A 22,783-nucleotide genomic window follows, 5' to 3' on the forward strand; every position below is an offset into this window, starting at 1 on the left:
AGCGCACCGCCGCTTATTCGCGCACCAATGAAAACGTTGTCATCCCCGCGCCATTTTAAGGAGATGACATGAGCAACAATGACCTGCATGGCGGCCAGATCCGCCGGATCGTCATCGTCGGTGGCGGCACCGCCGGCTGGATGACGGCCGCCCCGCTGGCCCAGCGCCTGGCGCGCCATCCCACCCAGCCGTGCGAAGTGATCCTGGTGGAATCGCCCGAGATCGGCACCATCGGTGTCGGCGAAGCGACCCTGCCGACCATCCGCGTCTACAACGAAGCGCTGGGGCTGGATAACGCCGACTTTATCGCCAAGACCCAGGCCAGCTTCAAGCTGGGCATCGAATTCAAGGATTGGGGCCACATCGGCAACCGCTTCTTCCACGCCTTTGGCGACTTCGGTCCGCCGCTGGCCGGCTTCGCCGCGCACCAGCACTGGCTGCGGCTGGCGCAGTCGTTCAACAACATGCCCGACATTGAGAACTGGTCGATGCCGTCGGTGATGGCGCGTCATGGCAAGTTCGTGCCGCCGAACGAGGAAACGCCGGGCATGACCGACGCCTATTCCTACGGCTTCCATTTCGACGCCAGCCTGTACGCCAGGTATCTGCGCGACTATGCCGTAACGCGCGGCGTCGAGCGCATCGAGGGCATGATCGTCGATGTCGAGCAGCATGCGGAGAGCGGCTTCGTCACCGCCGTCAAGCTGCGCGACGGCCGCCGCGTCGAAGGCGACCTGTTCATCGACTGCTCGGGCTTCCGTGGTCTACTGATCGAAGGCACGCTGAAGGCGGGCTACGAAGACTGGAGCGAATACCTGCCGTGCAACAGCGCGCTGGCGGTGCCGTGCGCGTCGGTCGAACAGCTGACGCCGTTTACCCGTTCGACCGCCCGGGAGGCCGGCTGGCTGTGGCGCATCCCGCTGCAGCACCGCACCGGCAACGGTTACGTGTACAGCAACGGCTTCACCAGCGACGAGAAGGCGCGCCGCGTGCTGCTCGATGGTCTCGACGGCGCCGCGCTGGACGAGCCGCGCCAACTGCGCTTCGTCACTGGTCGCCGCCGCAAATCGTGGGTCAAGAATGTGGTGGCGATCGGTTTGTCGGCCGGCTTCATCGAGCCGCTGGAATCGACCAGCATCAACCTGATCGAAACGGCGGTGGGCAAGCTGCTGGAACTGTTCCCGGAACGCGATTGCAACCCGGCGCTGGCCAACGAATTCAATCGCGTGATGGGCCTGCGCTACGAATCGGTGCGCGACTTCATCGTGCTGCACTACAAGCTGACCAAGCGCGACGACTCGGATTTCTGGCGCTACTGCGCCGACATGGCGATCCCGGATTCGCTGCGCCACCAGATCGAACTGTTCCGCGAGACGGGACGGGTGGCGATCGTCGATCGCGCCGGCTTCGCCGAACCGTCGTTCGTGGCCATGATGATGGGCCTGGGCGTGGTGCCGAAGCGTTACGACCCGCTGGTTGAGCGGATCGACATCCGCGCGGTGCACGGTCACTTCGCCGAGCTGCGCGGCATGATCGCGCAAGCCGTTACCCAGATGCCGGATCACGGCGCCTATGTTGCCGCGCAAGCGGCCGCGGGCGCCGCACCTAATCACAAACTTATGGAGGCATGAACTATCCATCGAGCACTTGCATTACGACTTCTGACACATAAAAACCACCTATAAAGGGGAGACAAATTGAGAAAATTACAGAAAACTGCGATCGCCGCCGCAGTCGCACAGGTTGTTGTGCTGCACGCCAGTCCGGTGTGGGCCCAAACGGCAGAGCCGGCCGTCACCGGTCCGGTAGTGGTGGTGAGCGGCCAGCGCGCCGCCCTGCAATCCGCCCAAAAACTCAAACAGGATTCTGACGAGGTCGTCGACTCGATCGTCGCCGAAGACATCGGCAAGCTGCCGGACCGTTCGGTCACCGAGGTGCTGCAACGTATCGCCGGCGTGACCATCGACCGCAATATGGCGGGCGACCCGAATCGCCAATCGGTCGAAGGTTCCGGCGTCTCCGTGCGCGGCCTGACCTACGTGCGTTCGGAAATCAACGGCCGCGACGCGTTCTCGGCCGGTGGCGGCCGCTCGCTCGGTTTCTCCGACGTGGCGCCGGAACTGATGGCCGGCGTGGATGTCTACAAGAATCCGTCGGCCGAACAGGTGGAAGGCGCTGTCGCCGGCCTGGTCAATCTGCGCACCGCCATGCCGTTCGACTTCAAAGGCTTCAAGGGCACGGCGGGTGTGTCGGAATCGTATTCCACGCTGCGCAAGGGCAAACCATCGCCGACCGCCACCGTGCTGCTGTCGAACCGCTGGAACACCGACATCGGCGAGATCGGCGCCCTGATCGACTTCGCCCATGCCAAGAGCCCGAGCCGTTCTGACGGCGTCGGCGTCGATCCGTATTTCCCGCACGTGAACTCGACCGATCCGGCGCTGTACGACCGCACCAAGACGCAATGGATACCGCTGGGCGTCGGCTATCGCTCGCAGGAATTCGACCGCACCCGCCGTGGCGACTATGCCGCCTTCCAGTGGCGGCCGAACAAGGACCTGACCGCCGGCCTGACCTACTTCAAGACCCGCTACAAGGAAGACCTGGACGAGCACGTCGTGGCGTCGTCCGAGGACAAGTGGTACCAGCAGGTGGCCAGTTCCAACTCGGTGTTCGATAAAAACGGCGCCTTCCAGAGCGGCACCATCTCGAACCCGACATATGGCGGTTCGCCGTTCAACAGTTCGCAGCGTATCAACACGCGCGAATCGACCACCCGCGACATCTCGCTGAACGTGCAGTGGCGCGTGTCGCCGGCGCTGACCTGGACCAATGACTTCCAGCACGTGCGCTCAACCACCGAGGGCTTCGACGCCGACGTCTCGACCGGCTTCATCCTGCCGAACCAGACCATGGACATGACCGGCAAGGTGCCGCAGATCGGCCTCGGCTCGGCGGCCTACATGGCCGATCCGAAGAACTACTACTGGGCCTACACCCAGGAAGCGCTGGACCGCGCCACGGCCACCCAGAAAGCCTGGAAATCCGACGTCAAGTACTCGTTCGACGATCCGGTACTGCGCGACATCCGCTTCGGCGTGCGCATGGCCAACCGCGAAGGCGACAACAACAAGGCGCAGAAATTCTACAACTGGCAGGCGATTACCTTCCCGTGGATGGAGGGCTGGCAGATCAACGGCGTGGCACGCCTGAGCGACCCGCGCTTTGCCGGCGGCGCTTCGCTGCAGACGATCGACAACTTCTTCGGCGGCAAATACAACCTGCCACCGATGCTGTTCGCCGATTCGGCCACGGTGCGCGGCTTCCCTGACCAATGGAGCAAGATCCACGCTTACCACGATGTGCTGTGCGCGGAAAAAGGCTCGACCTGCGATCCATGGAAACCGGCCACGTTCAACGACCCGGCCGCCACCAACACGCAGACCGAGAAGACCCGCGCCGCCTACACGCAGCTGCGCTTCGGCTGGGATGACCTGAAGTTCCCGATCGACGGTAACCTCGGCATCCGCTACGTGCGCACCCAGGGCGCCGGCAGCGGTTATGTTGCCTACACGCCGCCGTCCACACCATCGGTCGGCACCGGCGTCAACGTCACCGGCCTGGACAAGCTGATCAATATCCCGGCGTTTGCGCAATCGCAGTCGTTCACCAATTCGTATGGCAACTGGCTGCCGAGCCTGAACCTGCGCATGAAGGCCAGCGACCAGCTGCAATTCCGCTTTGCAGCGGCGAAGGCGATGTCGCGGCCTGACTTCAACCAGCTTCAGGTGCAGACCACGCTGAGCGCCTCGCACCTGCAGACGGTTACCCGCGACGCCGCCGGCAACACCACCGGCGTGGCGTTCAACGGCACCAGCCTGACCGGCACCAGCGACGGCAATCCGATGCTGAAGCCGATCACCTCGACCAACGTCGACCTGACCGCCGAGTGGTACTTCGCCAAGGCCGGTTCGCTGACGTTCTCGGCGTTCAACAAGGACCTGAAGGACATCATCGTCACCAAGAACTATGCGTACACGGCGAACGATGTGACCGGCAAGCCGCAAACCTTCGTGGTCACCGGTCCGGTCAACGGCGCCAAGGGCTTTGCCCGCGGTTTCGAAATCGCCCACCAGCAGTACTACGATTTCGTGCCGGATTGGCTGCGCGGCATCGGCACCCAGGCCAGCTGGACCTACGTGCAGAGCGAGCGCACGCTGAAAGATCCGGTGTACGAAGCATGGTGCTCGGGTAACGATGCGTCGTCCAACTTCAACCTGAGCATCAACGGTTGCGATACCGACGCGCGCGCATTCGGCAAGACGCCGCTGCCGGGCCTGTCCCGTCACACGGTCAACCTGGCGCTGATGTACGAGCAGCACGGCCTGTCGCTGCGGGTGGCTTACAACTGGCGTTCGCGTTACCTGCTGGGTGTGAACCAGTGGGGCAGCCGTGGCAACAACGGCCTGAACACGAACCCGACCGCCAGCTCGTTCCTGATCCCGACCACCAACAACGACCAGGCCTTCGGTCTGCCGTTGTACCAGGCGGCGTATGGTCAGGTGGATGCGTCGATCTTCTATGACTTCACGGACAAGTTCCGCGTTGGTCTGGAAGGCACCAACCTGGGCAATGCGTACACGCGCCAGATCATGGAGCAGCACTCGGGTGACTTCACCCGCCAGGTGTTCATGAGCGGCCCGCGTTACACCTTGCTGGCGCAGTACTCGTTCTAAGCGGGATTAATGGTGGCTTCGGAGGTGCAGGTCGAACTTCCAGGTCACCAGCCGCAGAATCGCGATGAAGGCGGCGCTGGCCCACAGCGCCGCATCATCGGACACCACGTCGGCGTATTGCAGGCCGATGTAGAGCCAGGTGCCGAAGAAGGCACAGATGGCGTAAGGCTTACCGTCACGCAGCACCATCGGCACTTCGTTGCAGACGATGTCGCGCAGCACGCCGCCGAAGATACCAGTGATCACGCCCATCATCGAGGCGATGAAGATCGGCATATGGGCCGCTTGCGCCTGCGCCACGCCGGCCACGGCAAACAGGCCGAGACCGACCGCGTCGGCCACCACAATCACTCGTTCGGAAATGATTTGCTTGACGGTGCGCATCAGCGGCGTCGCCACCAAGGTCAGCACGAAGATCAGGATCACGTATTCCTGGTGCATGACCCAGAACAGCGGCCGCTTGTCGAGCAGGATGTCGCGCAGCGTCCCGCCGCCGAACGCGGCGATGAAGGCCACGGTGAACACGCCGACGATGTCCATGCGCTTGCGGCGCGCCTCCACAAATCCTGATAGCGCGCCAACCAGGATCGCCATGATTTCAATGATGGTGATCAGCGAGACGTGAACCGGGACGTGCTTCATGTAGGCGTATGGACAAGGTTGCAATGCACGTAGGCTAACATGGCCGCCTCAAGCGCGGTAGGGCTGTTGCATCATATCAACGCCCGGCACGTTTCAAACAACAGTTCACGCACCCAGCTGCGCGCCGGATCGCGCTCGGTGCGCTGGTGCCAGGCGGCGATCTTGCGGAAGCCGGCGATCTCCAGCGGCGGTTCCAGCAGCGCCAGGCCGTCGGTCAGCACCGCCAGCTTGTGCGGTACCACGGCGATCAGGTCGCTCACGCGCAGAAAATCCAGCAGCACCAGGAAGCTGGTCACCGACAAGGTGACGCGGCGCGCGCGGCCCATCGCGGCCAGCGCCGTGTCGGTGGCGCCGGCAAACGGGTTGCCGCTGTACGACACCAGCGCGTGATCGAGCGCGCAGAACTGGTCCAGCGTCAGCGGGCCTTGCGCATGCGGGTGGTCGGCGCGCAGCACGCAGACGTAGCGTTCGTCGAACAGGAAGCGGGTGTGCAGCTCGGGCGTGGAGGTCTCCGGCGTAATCAGCGCCAGATCGACGTCGCCACGCTCCAGCTGCGTGGGCAGGCTGCTGTGTACCGGCTGCACCGCTACGCGGATACCGGGCGCCTGTTTGCGCAGCGCCGACAGGAAGGGCACCATCACGGCGCGCAGCGCGTAGTCGGTGGCGGCGATGGTCAGCGTGAGTTCGGCGGTGGCCGGGTTGAAGCCTTGTGGACGCAGCATGCCTTCGACTTCGGCCAGCAGCTGTTTGACCGGACCGGCCAGGGCCAGCGCACGGGTCGTCGGCACCATGCCGCGCTGGGCGCGCACGAACAACGGATCGTCGAAGTGTTCGCGCAGGCGGGTCAGGATGCCGCTGACCGCCGGTTGTGTCAGCGATAGCCGCTCGGCGGCGCCGGTGACGCTGCGCTCGTCGAGCAAGGCGTCGAGCGCCTTGAGCAGGTTGAAGTCGAAGGTTCTGATATCAGCTGGCATGATGTTTGGAATAAAAAAGATCGATTGGATTTATTTTACGCTCAGCCGCATTATTTGGCTTTTCAAGGAGTCTTTATGAGCGACATTATCTGGCCGGAGGCGTATCTGCCCGGCACCACCGACAACTATGTATCGAATGAAATCACCGTGGCCGGCCTCAGCGCCGCCGACGTCTGGGCGCAGCTGGACAATACGGATGCCTGGCCGGGCTATTACAGCAACGCGTCCGAGATCCGCTTCCACGACCGCAGCGGCCCGACGCTGAGCGCAGGCGCGCGCTTCCGCTTCACCACCTTTGGCTTCGCGGTCGAGGCGGAAGTAGTGGAGTACGTGCCGCCGACACCCGGTCAGGCGGCTCGCGTGGCGTGGCACGGCTGGGTGGAGGGCGATGCCGCGACGCGTCTGGATGTGCATCACGCCTGGCTGTTTGAAGACCTGCCGGGCGGCCGCGTGCGCATCCTGACGCAGGAAACGCAAAACGGCCAGCCGGCCTGCGACTTGGCCATCGCCAAACCGAATCCGATGCTGAACGCGCACCAGGAATGGATCGACGGCCTGGCTGGCGCTGCCCGGCGCGTCGTGGCGGCGCAATCGCATACTCCGTCACCGTAAGCATTTGCTCTTGACATCAAAAGGACGAACGCTTAAGATCGAAAACTTAATTACTAACTAGCTTAGCTATCTAAATTTGATGAAAGCGAATTTTCCACCACGCTGGCCCATTCTGGCGGTCATGATCGTCGCCGAGATCATGGACTTGGCGGCGTCGACCATCGTCAACGTCGGCGGCCCGGCTTTGATCGAGTCGCTTGGCGCCACGCCGACCCAGATGCAGTGGGGAATTGGCGGCTACGCGCTGACCTTGGGCGCTGGCCTGGTGCTGGGGGGACGGCTGGGCGACCGGTACGGCAGGCGGCCGATGTTTTTATACGGGCTTGCCGCCTTCAGTATCGCTTCGCTTTTGTGCGCCTTGGCGCCGACGATTGCGCTCCTGATTGCGTTTCGCATGGTGCAGGGCGTGGCCGGCGCGATGTTATTGCCACAAGGCCTGGGGCTGCTGCGCGAAAACTATTGCGGTCCGGACCTGGCGAAAGTGTTTGGCATCTTTGGTCCCATTCTGGGCCTGGCCGGCATCCTTGGCCCAGTGCTGGGAGGCGTGCTGGTCGAGGCTGACGTGTTCGGCCTCGGCTGGCGGTCGGTGTTCCTGATGAATGTGCCGATTGGCATGGCCTGCTTCTCAATTGCCTGGAAATACCTGCCGCATCGTGCCGGCGACCTCTCGATCAAAATCGACCTCATCGGCACGATGATCCTGGCGGTCTCGTCGGTGCTGATCGTGCTGCCACTTGGCGGCGAGGGCTGGTCACGCTGGGGATGGGCTTGTCTCGGCTCGGCGGCGGTTGGTGTCGGTCTGTTTGTTGCGCGCCAGTCGTCGGTGGTGAAAGCAGGGCGGACGCCGCTGGTGATGCCGTCGATCTTTCAGCATTCCGCTTACACCGCGGGGTTGATCGGCATTGCGCTATTTTTTTGCTCGCTGGTCGGCATGCAGCTGGTCTTGACGCTCTTTCTGCAAATCGGCCACGGATTCACGCCGGGAGAGGCAAGTATCGCCAGTCTGCCCTTTGCCGTCGGGACCGCTTGTGGCGCCACGCTCAGCGGCGCAATTCTGGCGGCGCGTTTCGGCCGCAAGGTGTTGCAGCTTGGCGCGGCGGTACAACTAGCCGGGGTGGCGCTGCTGAAATTCGAGCTTGGTACCACCAGCGCATTTTCTGCGTGGCAGGTCGCGCCAGGGATGCTGATGTGCGGTATCGGCGCCGGTCTGGTGATTGCGGCGCTGTTCAGCATCATTCTTGCCGCGCTGGACGAAAAACAGATCGGTTCGGGCTCCGGCGTTCTCTCTGCCGTGCAATCCATTGCTGCCTCGGTGGGCGTGGCGGTGTTCAGCAGCACGTTTTTCCTGGCGCGCCCGGCCGTTGAACCGGCTTCGGCCTTAAGCGCGGCCTTGACGGTACAAACCATCGTACTGCTCGCCTTTATTGGCATTACCTTATTTTTCCCGATTAATGCGAACGCTGCTCTTGAGGCACAACATGGATAACGACGTAATGCAAACACCTACCTTTCCGGCGGAAGATCCGCGCGGCCTGCACATTGCAGGCGATCCCATCGGCCGCCAGTTACAGGAAATTGCCGGGCTGACGCGCGAAGTGGCCGAGCAATTGGGCGCGGCCATGGGCATTAACCAGACCGATCTGGCATTGATGGAGCAACTCATCTCGGATGGTCCGCTTTCGCCGAACGAGCTGGCGTCGCGGCTGTCCGTGACGACCGCCGGCGTGACGCTGGTCATCGACCGCCTTGAGCGAGCCGGGCATGTGGTGCGCGAACGGCAACAGAACGACAAGCGCCGCGTGCTGGTGCGTCCGGTGCAGGCGTCGGTGGCCCAGACTTACACGCATATCGCGCCCATGCTGAATCAGCTGGATGCCGTGCTGGGCGCTTTGTCGGCAGGCGAGCGCGCGACGATCCAGCAATTTCTGGGGCAAGTCATCGATGTCTATCGCGGCACGGTCCTGGACAAGAAAGAGAAACCATGAAACAACGAAAAATTCTGATCACGGGCGCGAGTGTCGCCGGCCCAACGCTGGCGTTCTGGCTGGCGCGCCAGGGCATGGACGTCACGGTGGTCGAACGTGCCGCCGAATTCCGCGACGGCGGCCAGACCATCGACGTGCGCGGCGCTGGTGAAATTGTCGCGCAACGTATGGGCCTGGTGAGCGCCATCCGGGCCAAAACAACCCATGAAGACGGCATCAGGTTTGTTGACGAACACAATCGAACCAAGGCCGAACTCGGGGTGGGTGCCTACGATGGCAATGGCCCGATTGCCGAGCTTGAAATTTTGCGGGGCGAACTGGCCAAACTGCTGATCGAGCATAGCCGGAAAGCGGTCGACTACCGCTTCGGCGACAGCATCGCATCGTTGGCGGAGCAGGCCGATGGCGTGCAGGTGCGTTTTGCCCAGGGCGGCGAGGCGCTCTTCGATCTCGTGATTGCTGCGGAAGGCGTAGGCTCGCATACGCGCAAGATGGTGTTCGGTGACGAGGTCAAGCGGCGGTCGCTGGATGTGTACACCGCGTATTTCACCATTCCGCGCCAGCCTAGCGACGGCCGCCAGATGCGATGGTTCAATGCGCCGGGCGGCTTGTGTGTCTGCCTGCGTCCGGACAACCTGGGCACGACCCGCGCGCTGCTGTCGTTCCAGGAGCCGCCACGTGGCTATGAGAAGTTGCCGCCTGCCGAACAAAAGCAGCTGCTCCGGGAGAAATTCAAAGGGCTAGGTTGGGAGACGCCGCGCATCCTGGCCGCGCTGGAGGACACGCCAGACCTTTATCTGGATCAGATTTCCCAGGTCAAAATGGATCGCTGGTCGAAGGGACGCATTGCGCTGGTCGGTGACGCTGCATATTGCGCCTCGCCGATCAGCGGCATGGGGACTAGCCTGGGTCTGTGCGGCGCTTACATCCTGGCCGGAGAGCTGGGGCGCCATGCCAGTCACACCGCAGCGTTTGCCGCCTATGAAGAGATCATGCGGCCGTATGTGGATCAGGCACAGGACGTGCCGAAGTTTGCGCCACGTCTGGCTTCGCCGCATTCGCGCGCCGGCATCGCACTGGGCCACGCCGTGTTGCGCATGGCAGGCGCGCCCATTTTCAAGCCGCTGCTGGCGAAGTTTCTGGCGCCTAAATCCAATGCGATTGCGCTGCCAGACTACGGGATATGAGTGATCGATGCGCCAGCCAGCGCCATACGCACTGGCTGGAGCGTTATCAGCGCTGAGGCTGGAGGGCGGCGCGCAGCAGCACGATCAACGCGCCTTCGCCGCCTTCATGGTTGCGTGCCTGGCAGAACGCCACCACGCCTTTTTGCACCAGCCAGCTGTGCACCATCGACTTCAACACCGGCTCCTGGCCGCGCGAGCCGAAGCCGCGTCCATGGATCACGCACACGCAACGCTGGTTGCGCAGTCCGGCCTTGCTGAGGAAGGCGCCCAGCGCATCGCGCGCCTGGTCGCGGTTCATGCCGTGCAGGTCCAGCTCATCCTGCACCGGCCAGTGGCCCTTGCGCAGCTTCTTCATCACATCCGGACCCACGCCCGGCGCCGAATAATTCAACGCCGGATCGTCTTCCAGATAATGGTCGACTTCAAACAGGTCCGACAGCGATTCCTTCAACACCGCCGCATCGTCCTCCGCCTGCGTCAGCTTGCGGGCTGGCACTGTCGTGGCCGCCGCGCCGACACCCTTGGGCACCGACGGCGGCACGTAGCGGTCCGACACCGGCATGCGCTTGACGCCGCCCAGCGCGGTCTGGAACAGGTTGGCTTCCACCACCTGTTTCTTCTGCTGCTGGACGCGCTCCGCCTCCTTGACGGCGCGCGTTTCGGCCTGCTCCTTGAGCTGTTTGCTCAAGGATTTGAGGTCGGCGAAGTCTTTCAGGCCCACGGATTACTCCTGGCCTTCCAGGTAACGCTGGGCATCCAGTGCGGCCATGCAACCGGTGCCGGCGCTGGTGATCGCCTGGCGGTAGATGTGGTCCTGCACGTCGCCGGCGGCAAACACGCCCGGTACGCTGGTGGCGGTCGCCATGCCTTCAGTGCCGGTCTTGGTCTTGATGTAGCCGTTGTGCATGTCCAGCTGGCCTTCGAAGATGCCGGTGTTCGGCTTGTGGCCGATCGCCACGAACAGGCCGTGCACGGTGACGTCGGTGACGGCGCCGGTCTCGGTCGATTGCAGCTTGACGCCGGTGACGCCGCCTTCATTGCCCAGCACTTCCTGCAGCGTGTGGTTGTACTTGATCTCGACCTTGCCTTCGGCGACCTTGGCGTTCAGGCGGTCGATCAGGATGGCTTCGGCGCGGAACTTGTCGCGGCGGTGCACCAGCACGACTTTCTTGGCGATGTTCGACAGGTACAGCGCTTCCTCGACGGCGGTGTTGCCGCCGCCGATCACCGCCACGTCCTGGTTGCGGTAGAAGAAACCGTCGCAGGTGGCGCAGGCCGACACGCCTTTGCCCATGAATTCCTGCTCAGACGGCAGGCCCAGGTACTGGGCCGAGGCGCCGGTGGCGATGATCAGCGAGTCGCAGGTGTACTCATGGCTGTCGCCGATCAGGCGAATCGGCTTTTCCTGCAACTTCACGGTATGGATGTGGTCAAACACGATTTGCGTGTTGAAGCGCTCGGCGTGCTGCAGGAAACGCTGCATCAGGTCCGGACCGGTCACGCCCATCGGGTCGGCTGGCCAGTTTTCCACGTCGGTGGTGGTCATCAGCTGGCCGCCTTGCTCAACGCCGGTCACCAGCATCGGATTCAGGTTGGCGCGGGCTGCGTAAATGGCTGCGCTGTAGCCGGCAGGGCCGGAGCCGAGGATCAATACGCGCGCGTGTTTAGGAGTGGTCATGGCAGGCTTCTTAAATTATGTTGGATTAATCCGAATGTGGGGGCGCGAACAAGGGCGGCAAGGGCATGCCGCTATTGCAATTGCGCAAGCAATACAAGATTATAGTGCAAGCAGGGAATCAGGATGAATCGTGGGGGCGGTTGTTGCCCTTATGCCTTAGAATACCGCTATAGGAATATTTCCTGACCGCCAACGTTGCAACACCTTAATACCTATGAGCAGTAAAAAAGTTCAGGAACGCACGCCGCGCACCGCCGCAGCCGCCGCTTCCTCATCGTCCGGCTACACCCGCACGCCTACCGAACGCCAGCCCCTGCCGAACCGGCTGGTGCGGCTGCTGTCGGAGGCGCGCTGGCTGGCGCTGGCCGTGCTGGGCCTGTATTTCGTTCTGATCCTGGCCACCTACAGCAAGACCGATCCCGGCTGGTCGCATGAGACGCTGGTGCCGAAAGTCGCCAATGTGGGCGGCCGCGCCGGCGCCTGGCTGTCCGACCTGCTGTTGTATATCTTCGGCATTTCCGCCTGGTGGTGGGCATTCTGCATGCTGCGGCTGGTGTGGAAGGGCTATCGCCGGCTGACTCATAAATATGTGCTGTCGACCGAACCGGAGCCGGAACATGCGCAGGAAGGCCTGATCCGCTGGATCGGCTTCGCGCTGCTGTTCATCGGCAGCGTCGGGCTGGAGTTCCTGCGCCTGCGCACCCTGACCAGCCACGCGCAACTGCCGCGCACCTCGGGCGGCGTGCTGGGCGAACTGATCGGGCATTCGGCCCACGTGGCGTTCGGCTTCACCGGCGCCACCTTGCTGCTGTTGCTGCTGTTCGGACTGGGCTTCAGCCTGTTCTTCCATGTGTCGTGGCTGGCGGTAGCCGAGCGTATCGGCGGCGCCGTCGAGAACGCCATCGACTGGTTCATCCAGCGCTACCAGTACCGCGAAGACCGCCGCCAGGGCGAAGTGGCGGCCGTCAAGCGCGAAGAAGTGGTGGTGCATGAGCGCGCCAAGCACGTCGAGAAGCATCCGGTGGCCGAGCCGTCGATCAAGGTGGAGCCGCAAGTGGTCACGGTGGTCAAGTCCGAGCGGGTCGAGAAGGAACGCCAGGCCAGCCTGTTCAAGGATCTGCCGCAGGCGACCGGCGATGGCGCCTTGCCGGCCTTGTCTTTGCTGGATGAAGCGGCCGAGACGCAAGAAACCATTTCCATCGAAACGCTGGAATTCACCAGCCGCCTGATCGAGAAGAAGCTGTCCGACTTCGGCGTGGACGCCAAGGTGGTGGCGGCCTATCCGGGGCCGGTGGTGACGCGTTACGAAATCGAGCCGGCGACCGGCGTCAAGGGCAGCCAGATCGTCAACCTGGCGCGCGATTTGGCCCGTTCGCTGTCGCTGACCTCGATCCGCGTGGTCGAGACCATTCCCGGCAAAAATTACATGGCGCTCGAGCTGCCGAATCCGAAACGCCAGATCGTGCGCCTGAGCGAGATCGTCGGTTCCAAGGTCTACCACGACAACCCGTCGCCGTTGACCGTGGCGCTGGGCAAGGATATCGCCGGCAAGCCGGTGGTGGCTGACCTGGCCAAGATGCCGCACTTGCTGGTCGCGGGTACCACCGGTTCCGGTAAATCGGTGGGGATTAACGCCACCATCCTGTCGCTGCTGTACAAGTCCGATCCACGCGACGTGCGCATGATCCTGATCGATCCGAAGATGCTGGAGATGTCGGTGTACGAAGGCATTCCGCACCTGTTGGCGCCGGTGGTGACCGACATGCGGCAGGCCGGTCACGCGCTGAACTGGGCGGTCAACGAGATGGAGCGCCGCTACAAGCTGATGTCCAAGCTGGGCGTGCGTAACCTGGCCGGCTACAACGCCAAGATCGCCGAGGCCAAGAAGCGCGAAGAACACATTCCGAATCCGTTCAGCCTGACGCCGGATTCGCCGGAACCGCTGGAAAAACTGCCGACCATCGTCATCATCATCGACGAGCTGGCCGACCTGATGATGGTGGTCGGCAAGAAGGTGGAAGAGCTGATCGCCCGTATCGCGCAGAAGGCACGCGCGGCCGGCCTGCACTTGATTCTGGCGACGCAGCGCCCATCTGTAGACGTGATTACCGGGCTGATCAAGGCGAATATTCCGACCCGTATCGCGTTCCAGGTGTCGTCCAAGATCGACTCGCGCACCATTCTCGACCAGATGGGTGCGGAAGCGCTGCTGGGTATGGGCGACATGCTGTACATGCCGCCCGGCACCGGTTTGCCGGTGCGGGTGCACGGTGCGTTTGTGTCGGATGACGAGGTGCACCGGGTGGTCAAGCACCTGAAGACCACCGGCGAGCCGGACTACGTTGACGGCATCCTCGAAGGCGGCACGCTGGAAGGCGAGGGCGGCGGCGCGGATGGCGCGGCGCCTGGCGAAGGCGGCGGCGAGGCCGATCCGATGTACGATCAGGCGGTGCAGGTGGTGTTGAAGAACCGCCGTGCGTCGATCTCGCTGGTGCAGCGTCATTTGCGCATCGGTTACAACCGCGCGGCACGCTTGCTGGAACAAATGGAAAATAGTGGCGTCGTCTCACCGATGCAATCGAACGGCAACCGCGAGATTCTGGTGCCGGTTGCCAGTGCAGAATAAAAAGGATAAACCGTATGAAGCGTTTTAAATCGATGGCCGTGCTGACCGCCGGCCTGTTGCTGGCTGGCGCGGCCAGTGTGGTCAACGCCAGCGCGCTGGAACAGTTCAAGTCCTTCGTCTCGTCGACCAAGGCGGCCAAGGGCGAATTCGTCCAGACCCAGGTGAAGGGCACCAACGGCGACACGCCGAAGGCCAACAAGAACTCCAGCGGCACGTTTGTGTTTGCCCGTCCCGGCAAGTTCATCTGGACTTACTCGAAGCCGTACGAACAGGTGTTGCAGGCCGACGGCGACCAGATGTTCATCTACGACAAAGACCTGAACCAGGTCACCACCAAGAAGCTGGGCGATGCGCTGGGCTCGTCGCCGGCCGCGATCCTGTTCGGCAGCAATGACCTGGAAAAGAACTTCACGCTGTCGGAAGGCGGCACCCGCGACGGCCTGGAATGGCTGAAAGCCGTGCCGAAAGCCAAGGACACCAGTTTCGAGCAAATCACCATCGGCCTCAAGGACGGCTTGCCGGCGGCGATGGAGCTGAAGGATTCCTTCGGCCAGACCTCGGTGCTGAAGTTCAGCAAGATCGAAAAAAATCCTGCGCTGAGTGCCACCAGTTTTAAATTCGTCATGCCGAAGGGCGCCGACGTCTTTAATAATTAAGCCTCAGCGATCGCATTCCAACGCCGCAGCTGCGACGCTGCGGCGTTTTTCCATTTAAGACCATGGCAGATTTATTTTCCACCGAACCACGGCAGCCGCTGGCCGAAGCCCTGCGGCCCAAGACGCTCGATGAGGTCATCGGCCAGCGCCACCTGCTGGGGCCGGGCAAGCCGTTGCGCCTGGCGTTCGACTCGGGCCAGCCGCATTCGATGATTTTGTGGGGCCCGCCGGGCACCGGCAAGACCACGCTGGCGCGCCTGACCGCCAAGGCCTACGACTGCGAATTCATCGCCTTGTCGGCGGTGTTTTCGGGCGTCAAGGATATCCGCGCCGCGATGGAGCAGGCGCAGCACAATCTGGACATGGGCAAGCACACCATCCTGTTTGTCGACGAGATCCACCGCTTCAACAAATCGCAGCAGGATGCCTTGCTGCCGTATGCCGAGTCCGGACTGGTGACGCTGATCGGCGCGACCACGGAAAATCCTTCGTTCGAGGTCAATTCGGCCTTGCTGTCGCGCGCGCAGGTCTACGTGCTGAAGTCGTTTGACGAAGCCGAACTGCGGCAGATGGTCGACCGCGCCCGCGACAAGGTGCTGACCCAGCTGGAATTCGAGAACGCCGCGATCGACACGCTGATCGGCTATGCCGACGGCGACGGCCGCCGCCTGCTGAATCTGCTGGAAGTGACCGGCACCGCCGCCAACGCCGCCAAGACCAACAAGATCACCGCCGAGTTCATCCAGAACGCGCTGACCTTGAACGCGCGCCGCTTCGACAAGAGCGGCGACAATTTCTACGACCAGATTTCGGCCCTGCACAAATCGGTGCGCGGCTCGAATCCGGACGCCGCGCTGTACTGGCTGTGCCGCATGCTGGATGGCGGCGCCGATGCGCGCTACCTGTCGCGCCGCATCGTCCGCATGGCGTGGGAAGACATCGGCCTGGCCGATCCGCGCGCGATGCAGATCGCCAACGACGCCGCCACCACCTTCGAGCGGCTCGGCTCGCCGGAAGGCGAACTGGCGCTGGGGCAGGCGGTGATCTACCTGGCCATCGCCGCCAAGAGCAACGCCGGCTACAACGCCTTCAACGAAGCCATGGCGTTTGTGCGCAAGGACAAGTCGCGCGAAGTGCCGGTGCACTTGCGCAACGCCCCGACCAAGCTGATGAAGGAGCTGGGCTACGGCCACGACTACCGCTACGCCCACGACGAGCCGCACGCGTATGCCGCCGGCGAAACCTACTTCCCCGACGATATGCGCGAGCCCGGCTGGTATCAGCCGGTGCCGCGCGGGCTGGAAGCCAAGGTCGCCGATAAGCTGGCGTTCCTGCGCCAGCTCGATGAGGACGCCGGCAAAAGCTGAGGCCAAATAGCATCGGGCTCGGCCCAGCTCAACATGCCGCCCATTTGCCTCGGCGCTCTCACCCGCAGCTCCAATCTCCTGCTTGGGATGACTATCTATTTCGGCTCGCCGGCTTGTGCTGTATCAATCCCTATGACTGTGTCCTGTCAAAGCTGGCCAACCTCAGCGAGTAGATGATCGAGACTTTCATCTGCCATGCGAGGTTGAATATGCCGTTCATTTAAAGGAAGTGCGGTCGCTCGAAGGCAGGGACAAAGTTGGAAATGCAGAGTGCGTCACGCTAATCAAGGCATATACGAAAGCCGGCTGGACTGGTGGCTGGAGGCAAGGTGCCAGCGTGGTGGGAAATCGCGCTTTGCCGCAGGGGACAGCGATTGCCAATTTTGTTGATGGTAGGTGGCCCGGCAAGGCGCACGGCAATCATTCTGCGTTTTATATGGGGCAGGTGTCGGACGGCATATATATTCTCGATCAATGGCCTGGCAAGCCGAAGATCGGCAAGCGTTTCGTTCGGCGCCAAGGCCGGGATGCGCGGGGCAATTTCATCAATCCTTCAGACAATGCCGATGCATTTTTTGTGATTGAATAAGGCATGAAGAAATTTCTAATTTCGACGGCGGCCGGTTGGAACGTATTGGCAGCACAAGTTTTTGCCGCCCCCGTCCGTTATCAGTGCCCCCAGGAACTTCCCGCTGCGGCGGTACGGGTTCAGCCGCAGTCTGGCTGGACGGCCTTTGTCGGCTCGCCACTCTATCTTAACGGTGCCGCCGCCGCTGATGGCCCGCCTGCCCGTCTTGGTATTTTGCGGGGCGAGGATGGCAAGAGGAGCAAGACGTCGTGGACGCAAAAATATTCGCTCGAAGGTACTTATCCGGAGGGAAAGTGGCTACGTTGCGATTATGGCGCATTGGGCGAAATTTCCTTGGGGATGCGCCTGCCTGACAATGTTCGAGCGTGCGTCGTCACCGGGCAAAAGGGTGTGCATGCAGGAGAAAACGAGTTCGATATCGTATGCTACTAGTTGCTATGCGGAGCGCGGGAAATGTTGTTAAGATATAACATTCAATAGTCCGCGCATTAGAGGAATAGCATGCAGCAAATGGCGGTCGACGGCGTCGACATTTATATAGAAGGCGAGGGTGCCGAGACGATCGTCATGATTCACGGCTGGCCCGATACCTATCGCGTGTGGGATGCGCAGGTGGCCGAATTGCGCCACCGGTATCGCTGCGTGCGTTTCACGCTGCCGGGTTTCGATATCGCCAAGCCGCGCCGTTCGTACTCGCTGGACGCGATGATGCGGGTGCTGCTGCACATCGTGAACAGCGTCAACAAGAAGGAAAAAGTCATCCTGATGCTGCACGACTGGGGCTGCGTGTTTGGCTATGAGTTTTACATGCGCAACAAGACACTGGTGTCGGCGATTATCGGCGTCGATATCGGCGATGCGCAGTCCAAGGCCACCATCCGTTCGCGTTCGGTCGGCCAGAAGATGATGGTCAGCGGCTACCAGAGCACGCTGGCGCTGGCCTGGGCCATCGGCGGTCCGGTCGGCACGGTCATGACGCGCACCATGGCGCGCGTACTGGGTGCGCCGTCGCCGCGCGAGCATATCAGCGTCGGCATGGACTACCCGTATTACATCCTGACCGCCGGTGCGGCCGGTTCATATAGTTCGCTGGTGCCGTTCGTGCCGAAAGTGCCGATGCTGTTCATCTACGGCACCCGCAAGCCGTTCATGTTCCATTCGCCGCAATGGACGGAAACCATGGCGGCGCGCGAAGGCTGCAAGGTGGTGGCGATGGAAACCGATCACTGGCCGATGATACGTCAGCCGGAACGTTTCAATGACGTCGTCATCAGCTGGCTGGAAAAACCAGCCGTTGACGCGGAAAATCAGGAAGAGGACGCCGCCTGAGCAGGCGGCTCCGGGATTAACGCAGGCGGATCGGTTTCTGGTACGGCGCGAACGGTGGCGGCGGCAGCTGCGCCGAGGCGTAGGCCTGGCGGAAGCAGTCGGCTTTCTTGCCTTCGACGTCGGTGGTGCTGCGCGTCACTTTGCCCGATGCGTCCAGCGTCAGGATGATCACCACCGGATGCTTGGAAATGTCGTGGCAGTTGCCGCGCTCGTCGAGCTTCTGCGCATTGTTATAGTTCAGCGAGATTTCCTCGTACTTGGTGGCCTTGTCGTTCGGGAACTGGGCGTTGAACTTGTTCATCTCGCCGGCGAAGTTGGGATTGGCCGGTGGCGCTGGTTCGTCCTTGCCGCCGCCGCCCATGGTCGAGCAACCGGTGGCGATCAGCAGGACGGCGCTGGCTGCTGCAAGAGTCAGGATATTGGTCTTCATTTCTTCTCCTCATTGAATGTACTGTTGAATACATAGTACAAATTTCACCCATCTTGTGGCGCACGATTAGTTGCGTAGGAGAAATCCTACAGCGGCTCGGCGGCGGCGCGCGAGGTGCAGGCGGCGCACTGCCGGCGCCGTCAATCTGCATTTCAGTCGCTGTTTTTTGCGCTTCATCGCATCCCCGTGGCAGGCCATAACGCCTTTAGGTACAGTACAACCATACCGCAGCACTTACTGACCCACCACTCAAGGAGCTCATCATGAACATCGCTAAAAACATGGAAATCATCTTCGTCGCCGCTACCGTGATCGCCGGCGCCACCACCTTCGCCACCGCCGCCGATGAATACGATGCCGTGGTGGTCGCCCCCGTCGCCAAAGTGGTGGTGCTCGACAAAGCCGCCGCCATGCCAACCGTGACTGTCACCGCCAAACGCCTGACCGCCGCCGAAAAAGCCGCGCTGTAATGGCGGCAGCCGGCGGGCTGCGCAAAACTCGCAAGCAAGTGGCGTCGTCTTGGTACAATGGTTGTTTTCGTTATAAACGCCTTTGCTCCCATGATTGATATCCAACTGCTCCGTAAAGATATAGCTACCGTCGCCGCGCGCCTGGCGACCCGCAAGTTCCAGCTCGATGTGGACGCGTTCAACGCGCTCGAAGCGGAACGCAAAGCGATCCAGTTGCGCACCGAAGAGCTGCAGGGCAAGCGTAATTCGCAGTCCAAGCTGATCGGCATGATGAAGGGCAAGGGCGAAGACACCTCGGCGCTGATGGCGGAAGTCGCCGGCCTCGGTGACGAGCTGAAGGCCAATGAAGCAAAACTGTCCGAGCTGCAGGCCAAGCTGGGCGATTTCCTGCAAACCATCCCGAACCTGCCGCACGAATCGGTGCCGGTCGGCACGGATGAAGCCGGCAACGTGGAGGCGCGCAAGGTAGGCACGCCGCGCAGCTTCGATTTCGAGATCAAGGACCACGTCGACATCGGCGCGCCGCTGGGCCTGGACTTCGACACCGCGACCAAGCTGACCGGCTCGCGCTTCTCGGTGATGAAAGGCGGCATCGCCCGTCTGCACCGCGCGCTGGCGCAGTTCATGCTGAACACCCACACCGACGAGCACGGCTACACCGAGTGCTACACCCCGTACATGGTCAACGCCGATTCGCTGCGCGGCACCGGCCAGTTGCCGAAATTTGAAGCCGACCTGTTCTCGGTGAAAAAAGGCGGCGCGGAAGGCGAGGGCGAGACCTTCTACCTGATCCCGACCTCGGAAGTGTCGCTGACCAATATCGTGCGCGACGAGATCCTGGCGGCTGAAGCGCTGCCGCTGAAGATGACCGCCCACACCCCATGCTTCCGCTCGGAAGCGGGCAGCTACGGCCGCGACACCCGCGGCATGATCCGCCAGCACCAGTTCGACAAGGTCGAGATGGTGCAGGTGGTGCATCCGGACCATTCGTACGCGGCGCTGGAAGACATGGTCGGCCACGCCGAAACCATTCTGCAACGCCTGGGCCTGCCGTACCGCGTGATGTCGCTGTGCACCGGCGACATGGGCTTCGGCGCCACCAAGACCTACGATCTGGAAGTGTGGCTGCCGGCGCAGAATACCTACCGCGAGATTTCGTCGCTGTCGAACTGTGAAGCGTTCCAGGCACGCCGCATGCAGGCGCGTTTCCGCAACGCCCAGGGCAAGCCGGAATTGCTGCACACGCTGAACGGTTCCGGCCTGGCCGTGGGCCGCACGCTGGTCGCCGTGCTGGAGAATTATCAGCAGGCTGACGGCTCGGTGGAGATCCCTGCCGTGCTGCGTCCGTACATGGGTGGACTGACGCATTTAAAAGCGTAAATTTAGTCCTTCCATTTTCTCAACCACCTGCTATAATCTTGCCTTCTCGCAGCAGCAGGTGGAGAAAAACGGAGAGGTGGCAGAGTGGTCGAATGTACTTGACTCGAAATCAAGCGTAGGGGCGACCCTACCGTGGGTTCGAATCCCACCCTCTCCGCCATTTGTTTGGATGTGAGAAAAAGTAGTAAAAATGCGTCACCAGGAGAGGTGGCAGAGTGGTCGAATGTACTTGACTCGAAATCAAGCGTAGGGGCGACCCTACCGTGGGTTCGAATCCCACCCTCTCCGCCAATATTCAGTAAAAAAGCCTCCGCAAGGAGGCTTTTTTATTTTCCGAACCGATCGGTTACACTGTTCGCCATCATGAACGATGTAGAGCCTTCCCTCGACGACCTGACGATTTTCCTGGCGGTGTGCAAGGCCGGCGGCTTCCGCGCTGCGGCCAAGCAACTCGGCCTGTCCGCCTCGCATGTCAGCGAAACGCTCACGCGCATGGAAGCGCAATTGGGCGTGCCGCTGCTGTCGCGAACCACGCGCAGCGTCATGCCGACGGCTGCCGGACAAGCGCTGGCCGACCGTATCGCGCCGCTGTTGTCCGCTACCCGCGCCGCCTTGCTGGAAGTGACCAGCGCCCAGGCTGAGGTGCGCGGCCTGCTCAAGCTGAACATCGGCACTGCGCTGATGGATATGCTGGCGCCATTGATCAACGAGTTTCTCGACGCTTACCCCGCCGTGCGGGTTGAGCTGGTCATCAATGACCGCCTGGTCGACATTATTGCGGCCGGCTGCGATGCTGGTATCCGCTACGGCAAAAATCTGTCGCCAGGCATGATCGCGGTGCCGATCGGGCCGCGCTTTCAGCACCTGGCGCTGGCCGCCTCTCCCGAATATCTGGCGCGACGCGGTGCGCCTGCCCATCCGGACGAGCTGCTGCAGCATGCCTGTATCCGCATGCGCTTTTCCAGCGGTGCGCTGAGTCCGTGGACCTTCGAGCGCGACGGCGAAGTGCTGACGGTGGATGCGCCCAGCCGCCTGACGGTGGGCGTCCAGGCGGCCGAAGCGGCAGTGGTCTACGCCTGCGCCGGCCATGGGCTGGTGTGCACGCTGGATCATTGGCTGGCGCCGCATCTCCAGACCGGCAAGCTGATACCGGTGCTGGAAGATTGGTGGCATCAGATAGACGGGCCGTGGATGTATTTCCCGAACCGGCTGATGCCGGCGCCGTTGCGGGCGTTTGTCGATCTGATCGCCAGCAAGCGGCAATCGGGAGGCGACGGCCTACCGCTTCTGCGCTGACCTGTCTACCAGGCGATTTCGCCTTCGGCGTCAAGGAATTTGCCGTGCGGCTCGGCGCTGCTTTGCAGCGCGAATTTGACCGGTATTGCCGCACCTTCCGCCGCCGACAAGTAGCCCTGGTTGCCAGTCAAATCCGTTCTGACATAGCCGGGCGCCACGGAGTTGACGACGATCGGGCTGTCGCCCAACTCGCCGACCAGTTGCACCGTCAGCATATTGAGCGCGGCCTTGGAGGCGTTATAGCCGATCAAGCGCGCCGCAAAGTAGGGCGAAGTTTTATCGGCATTGCCGGCGAGCGAGCCGAGCGTGCTCGACATATTGACGATGCGGCCGGCAGTCGACTGGCGCAGCAGCGGCAACAGCGCCTGCGTGACGCTGAGCGCGCCAAAGAAATTCGTCTCAAACACACGGCGCACGACATCGACCGGGGTGCTGCTGGGCGCGCCGTCGCCGGCGACATTGATGCCGGCGTTGTTCACCAGAATATCCAGGCGGCCGTATTGCGCGGCGATCGCCGCCGCCGCTGCGGCGACGCTGGCCGGATCGGTGACATCGAGGACCATCGGGTGAACGTCGAGTCCCTCGTTCTGCAGCAGTTGCGCGGCGGCGCGGCCACGGCCGGCGTCCCGCGCCGCCAGCAGTACCCTGGCGCCCGCCTGGCCGAGTTGACGGGCTATCTCGATGCCGATGCCTTTGTTTGCGCCGGTGACGAGCGCCACCCGTTTGCTGAGCTTTTCCATATCGTTCCTTACAGTTGAAGAGCCCCCATGATGGTCGGTCGGCTCAACTTTGATAAGGCGGCTGGCATCGAACAGCCTGTTCGTCC

The 22,783-nt window shown here is 62.3% G+C and carries 21 protein-coding genes and 2 tRNA genes; 17 read left to right on the forward strand and 6 right to left on the reverse strand.

Annotated features, from left to right (window positions below):
* The first annotated feature begins 68 nt into the window (after positions 1–68).
* Both GTP69_RS13535 and GTP69_RS13540 read left to right on the forward strand, forming a co-directional pair.
* Positions 69–1,631 (forward strand): tryptophan halogenase family protein, encoded by a 1,563-nt coding sequence (locus tag GTP69_RS13535; protein ID WP_161055384.1) that lies wholly within the window; start codon positions 69–71, stop codon positions 1,629–1,631.
* Between the two features lie 66 nt (positions 1,632–1,697).
* Complete coding sequence (locus GTP69_RS13540) at positions 1,698–4,736, forward strand: TonB-dependent receptor (protein WP_161055385.1); 3,039 nt, start codon at positions 1,698–1,700, stop codon at positions 4,734–4,736.
* A 6-nt stretch (positions 4,737–4,742) separates the two neighbouring features.
* Here the strand turns inward: GTP69_RS13540 and GTP69_RS13545 are convergent, their stop codons facing one another.
* Both GTP69_RS13545 and GTP69_RS13550 read right to left on the reverse strand, forming a co-directional pair.
* The gene (locus tag GTP69_RS13545) at positions 4,743–5,378 is read right to left on the reverse strand and encodes a trimeric intracellular cation channel family protein (protein WP_161055386.1); all 636 of its coding nucleotides are present in this window, start codon (positions 5,376–5,378) and stop codon (positions 4,743–4,745) included.
* A gap of 71 nt (positions 5,379–5,449) precedes the next feature.
* On the reverse strand, positions 5,450–6,352 hold the full coding sequence (locus GTP69_RS13550) for a LysR family transcriptional regulator (RefSeq protein ID WP_161055387.1): 903 nt from the start codon (positions 6,350–6,352) through the stop codon (positions 5,450–5,452).
* Between the two features lie 75 nt (positions 6,353–6,427).
* On the opposite strand from GTP69_RS13550, the gene GTP69_RS13555 reads away from it, so the two are divergent.
* The 4 genes from GTP69_RS13555 (at position 6,428) to GTP69_RS13570 (ending at position 10,136) form a co-directional block, all read left to right on the forward strand.
* Positions 6,428–6,964, forward strand: a complete 537-nt coding sequence (locus tag GTP69_RS13555; RefSeq protein ID WP_161055388.1) for an SRPBCC family protein — start codon at positions 6,428–6,430, stop codon at positions 6,962–6,964.
* A 121-nt stretch (positions 6,965–7,085) separates the two neighbouring features.
* Positions 7,086–8,450, forward strand: a complete 1,365-nt coding sequence (locus GTP69_RS13560) for an MFS transporter (RefSeq protein WP_202424405.1) — start codon at positions 7,086–7,088, stop codon at positions 8,448–8,450.
* Positions 8,451–8,457: 7 nt separating this feature from the next.
* Positions 8,458–8,949, forward strand: coding sequence for a MarR family winged helix-turn-helix transcriptional regulator (locus GTP69_RS13565; RefSeq protein WP_161055390.1), 492 nt, complete (start codon positions 8,458–8,460; stop codon positions 8,947–8,949).
* Positions 8,946–10,136, forward strand: coding sequence for an FAD-dependent monooxygenase (locus GTP69_RS13570; protein ID WP_161055391.1), 1,191 nt, complete (start codon positions 8,946–8,948; stop codon positions 10,134–10,136). The genes GTP69_RS13565 and GTP69_RS13570 overlap by 4 nt, the downstream gene beginning before the upstream one ends.
* A gap of 46 nt (positions 10,137–10,182) precedes the next feature.
* Here GTP69_RS13570 and GTP69_RS13575 read toward each other — a convergent pair whose 3' ends face one another.
* Together GTP69_RS13575 and trxB are read right to left on the reverse strand one after the other, a co-directional pair.
* Positions 10,183–10,857 (reverse strand): Smr/MutS family protein, encoded by a 675-nt coding sequence (locus GTP69_RS13575; RefSeq protein WP_161055392.1) that lies wholly within the window; start codon positions 10,855–10,857, stop codon positions 10,183–10,185.
* 3 nt (positions 10,858–10,860) lie between these two features.
* Entirely contained in the window at positions 10,861–11,814 is a 954-nt protein-coding gene (gene trxB, locus GTP69_RS13580) for a thioredoxin-disulfide reductase (RefSeq protein WP_161055393.1), read from the reverse strand.
* Positions 11,815–12,028: 214 nt separating this feature from the next.
* Between trxB and GTP69_RS13585 the strand changes: the two genes are divergently transcribed.
* The 6 genes from GTP69_RS13585 (at position 12,029) to GTP69_RS13610 (ending at position 18,381) form a co-directional block, all read left to right on the forward strand.
* Positions 12,029–14,440 (forward strand): DNA translocase FtsK, encoded by a 2,412-nt coding sequence (locus GTP69_RS13585; RefSeq protein ID WP_161055394.1) that lies wholly within the window; start codon positions 12,029–12,031, stop codon positions 14,438–14,440.
* 14 nt (positions 14,441–14,454) lie between these two features.
* On the forward strand, positions 14,455–15,096 hold the full coding sequence (gene lolA, locus GTP69_RS13590) for an outer membrane lipoprotein chaperone LolA (protein ID WP_161055395.1): 642 nt from the start codon (positions 14,455–14,457) through the stop codon (positions 15,094–15,096).
* 62 nt (positions 15,097–15,158) lie between these two features.
* Positions 15,159–16,463 (forward strand): replication-associated recombination protein A, encoded by a 1,305-nt coding sequence (locus tag GTP69_RS13595; protein ID WP_161055396.1) that lies wholly within the window; start codon positions 15,159–15,161, stop codon positions 16,461–16,463.
* 190 nt (positions 16,464–16,653) lie between these two features.
* Entirely contained in the window at positions 16,654–17,052 is a 399-nt protein-coding gene (locus tag GTP69_RS13600) for a BPSL0067 family protein (protein ID WP_202424414.1), read from the forward strand.
* Positions 17,053–17,055: 3 nt separating this feature from the next.
* Positions 17,056–17,484 (forward strand): STY0301 family protein, encoded by a 429-nt coding sequence (locus tag GTP69_RS13605; RefSeq protein ID WP_161055398.1) that lies wholly within the window; start codon positions 17,056–17,058, stop codon positions 17,482–17,484.
* A gap of 69 nt (positions 17,485–17,553) precedes the next feature.
* Positions 17,554–18,381, forward strand: coding sequence for an alpha/beta fold hydrolase (locus tag GTP69_RS13610; RefSeq protein ID WP_161055399.1), 828 nt, complete (start codon positions 17,554–17,556; stop codon positions 18,379–18,381).
* Between the two features lie 16 nt (positions 18,382–18,397).
* Here GTP69_RS13610 and GTP69_RS13615 read toward each other — a convergent pair whose 3' ends face one another.
* On the reverse strand, positions 18,398–18,811 hold the full coding sequence (locus GTP69_RS13615; protein WP_161055400.1) for a hypothetical protein: 414 nt from the start codon (positions 18,809–18,811) through the stop codon (positions 18,398–18,400).
* Positions 18,812–19,074: 263 nt separating this feature from the next.
* Between GTP69_RS13615 and GTP69_RS13620 the strand changes: the two genes are divergently transcribed.
* From GTP69_RS13620 to GTP69_RS13640, 5 genes are all read left to right on the forward strand, one after another.
* Positions 19,075–19,281 carry a hypothetical protein gene (locus tag GTP69_RS13620; protein WP_161055401.1) on the forward strand — a complete coding sequence of 69 codons (207 nt, stop codon included), beginning with the start codon at positions 19,075–19,077 and terminating at the stop codon, positions 19,279–19,281.
* Between the two features lie 90 nt (positions 19,282–19,371).
* A complete protein-coding gene (serS, locus tag GTP69_RS13625) occupies positions 19,372–20,661 on the forward strand; it encodes a serine--tRNA ligase (RefSeq protein WP_161055402.1) in 1,290 nt (429 codons plus the stop codon).
* Positions 20,662–20,731: 70 nt separating this feature from the next.
* Positions 20,732–20,821 (forward strand) — tRNA-Ser (locus GTP69_RS13630).
* A 41-nt stretch (positions 20,822–20,862) separates the two neighbouring features.
* A tRNA-Ser gene (locus GTP69_RS13635) sits at positions 20,863–20,952 on the forward strand.
* A 72-nt stretch (positions 20,953–21,024) separates the two neighbouring features.
* Positions 21,025–21,957 (forward strand): LysR family transcriptional regulator, encoded by a 933-nt coding sequence (locus tag GTP69_RS13640; RefSeq protein ID WP_161055403.1) that lies wholly within the window; start codon positions 21,025–21,027, stop codon positions 21,955–21,957.
* Between the two features lie 5 nt (positions 21,958–21,962).
* On the opposite strand, the gene GTP69_RS13645 is transcribed toward GTP69_RS13640, so the two are convergent.
* On the reverse strand, positions 21,963–22,697 hold the full coding sequence (locus tag GTP69_RS13645) for an SDR family oxidoreductase (protein WP_161055404.1): 735 nt from the start codon (positions 22,695–22,697) through the stop codon (positions 21,963–21,965).
* Between the last annotated feature and the right edge of the window lie 86 nt (positions 22,698–22,783).

It is taken from the genome of Duganella levis (assembly GCF_009857605.1).
Classification (GTDB): domain Bacteria; phylum Pseudomonadota; class Gammaproteobacteria; order Burkholderiales; family Burkholderiaceae_D; genus Rugamonas; species Rugamonas levis.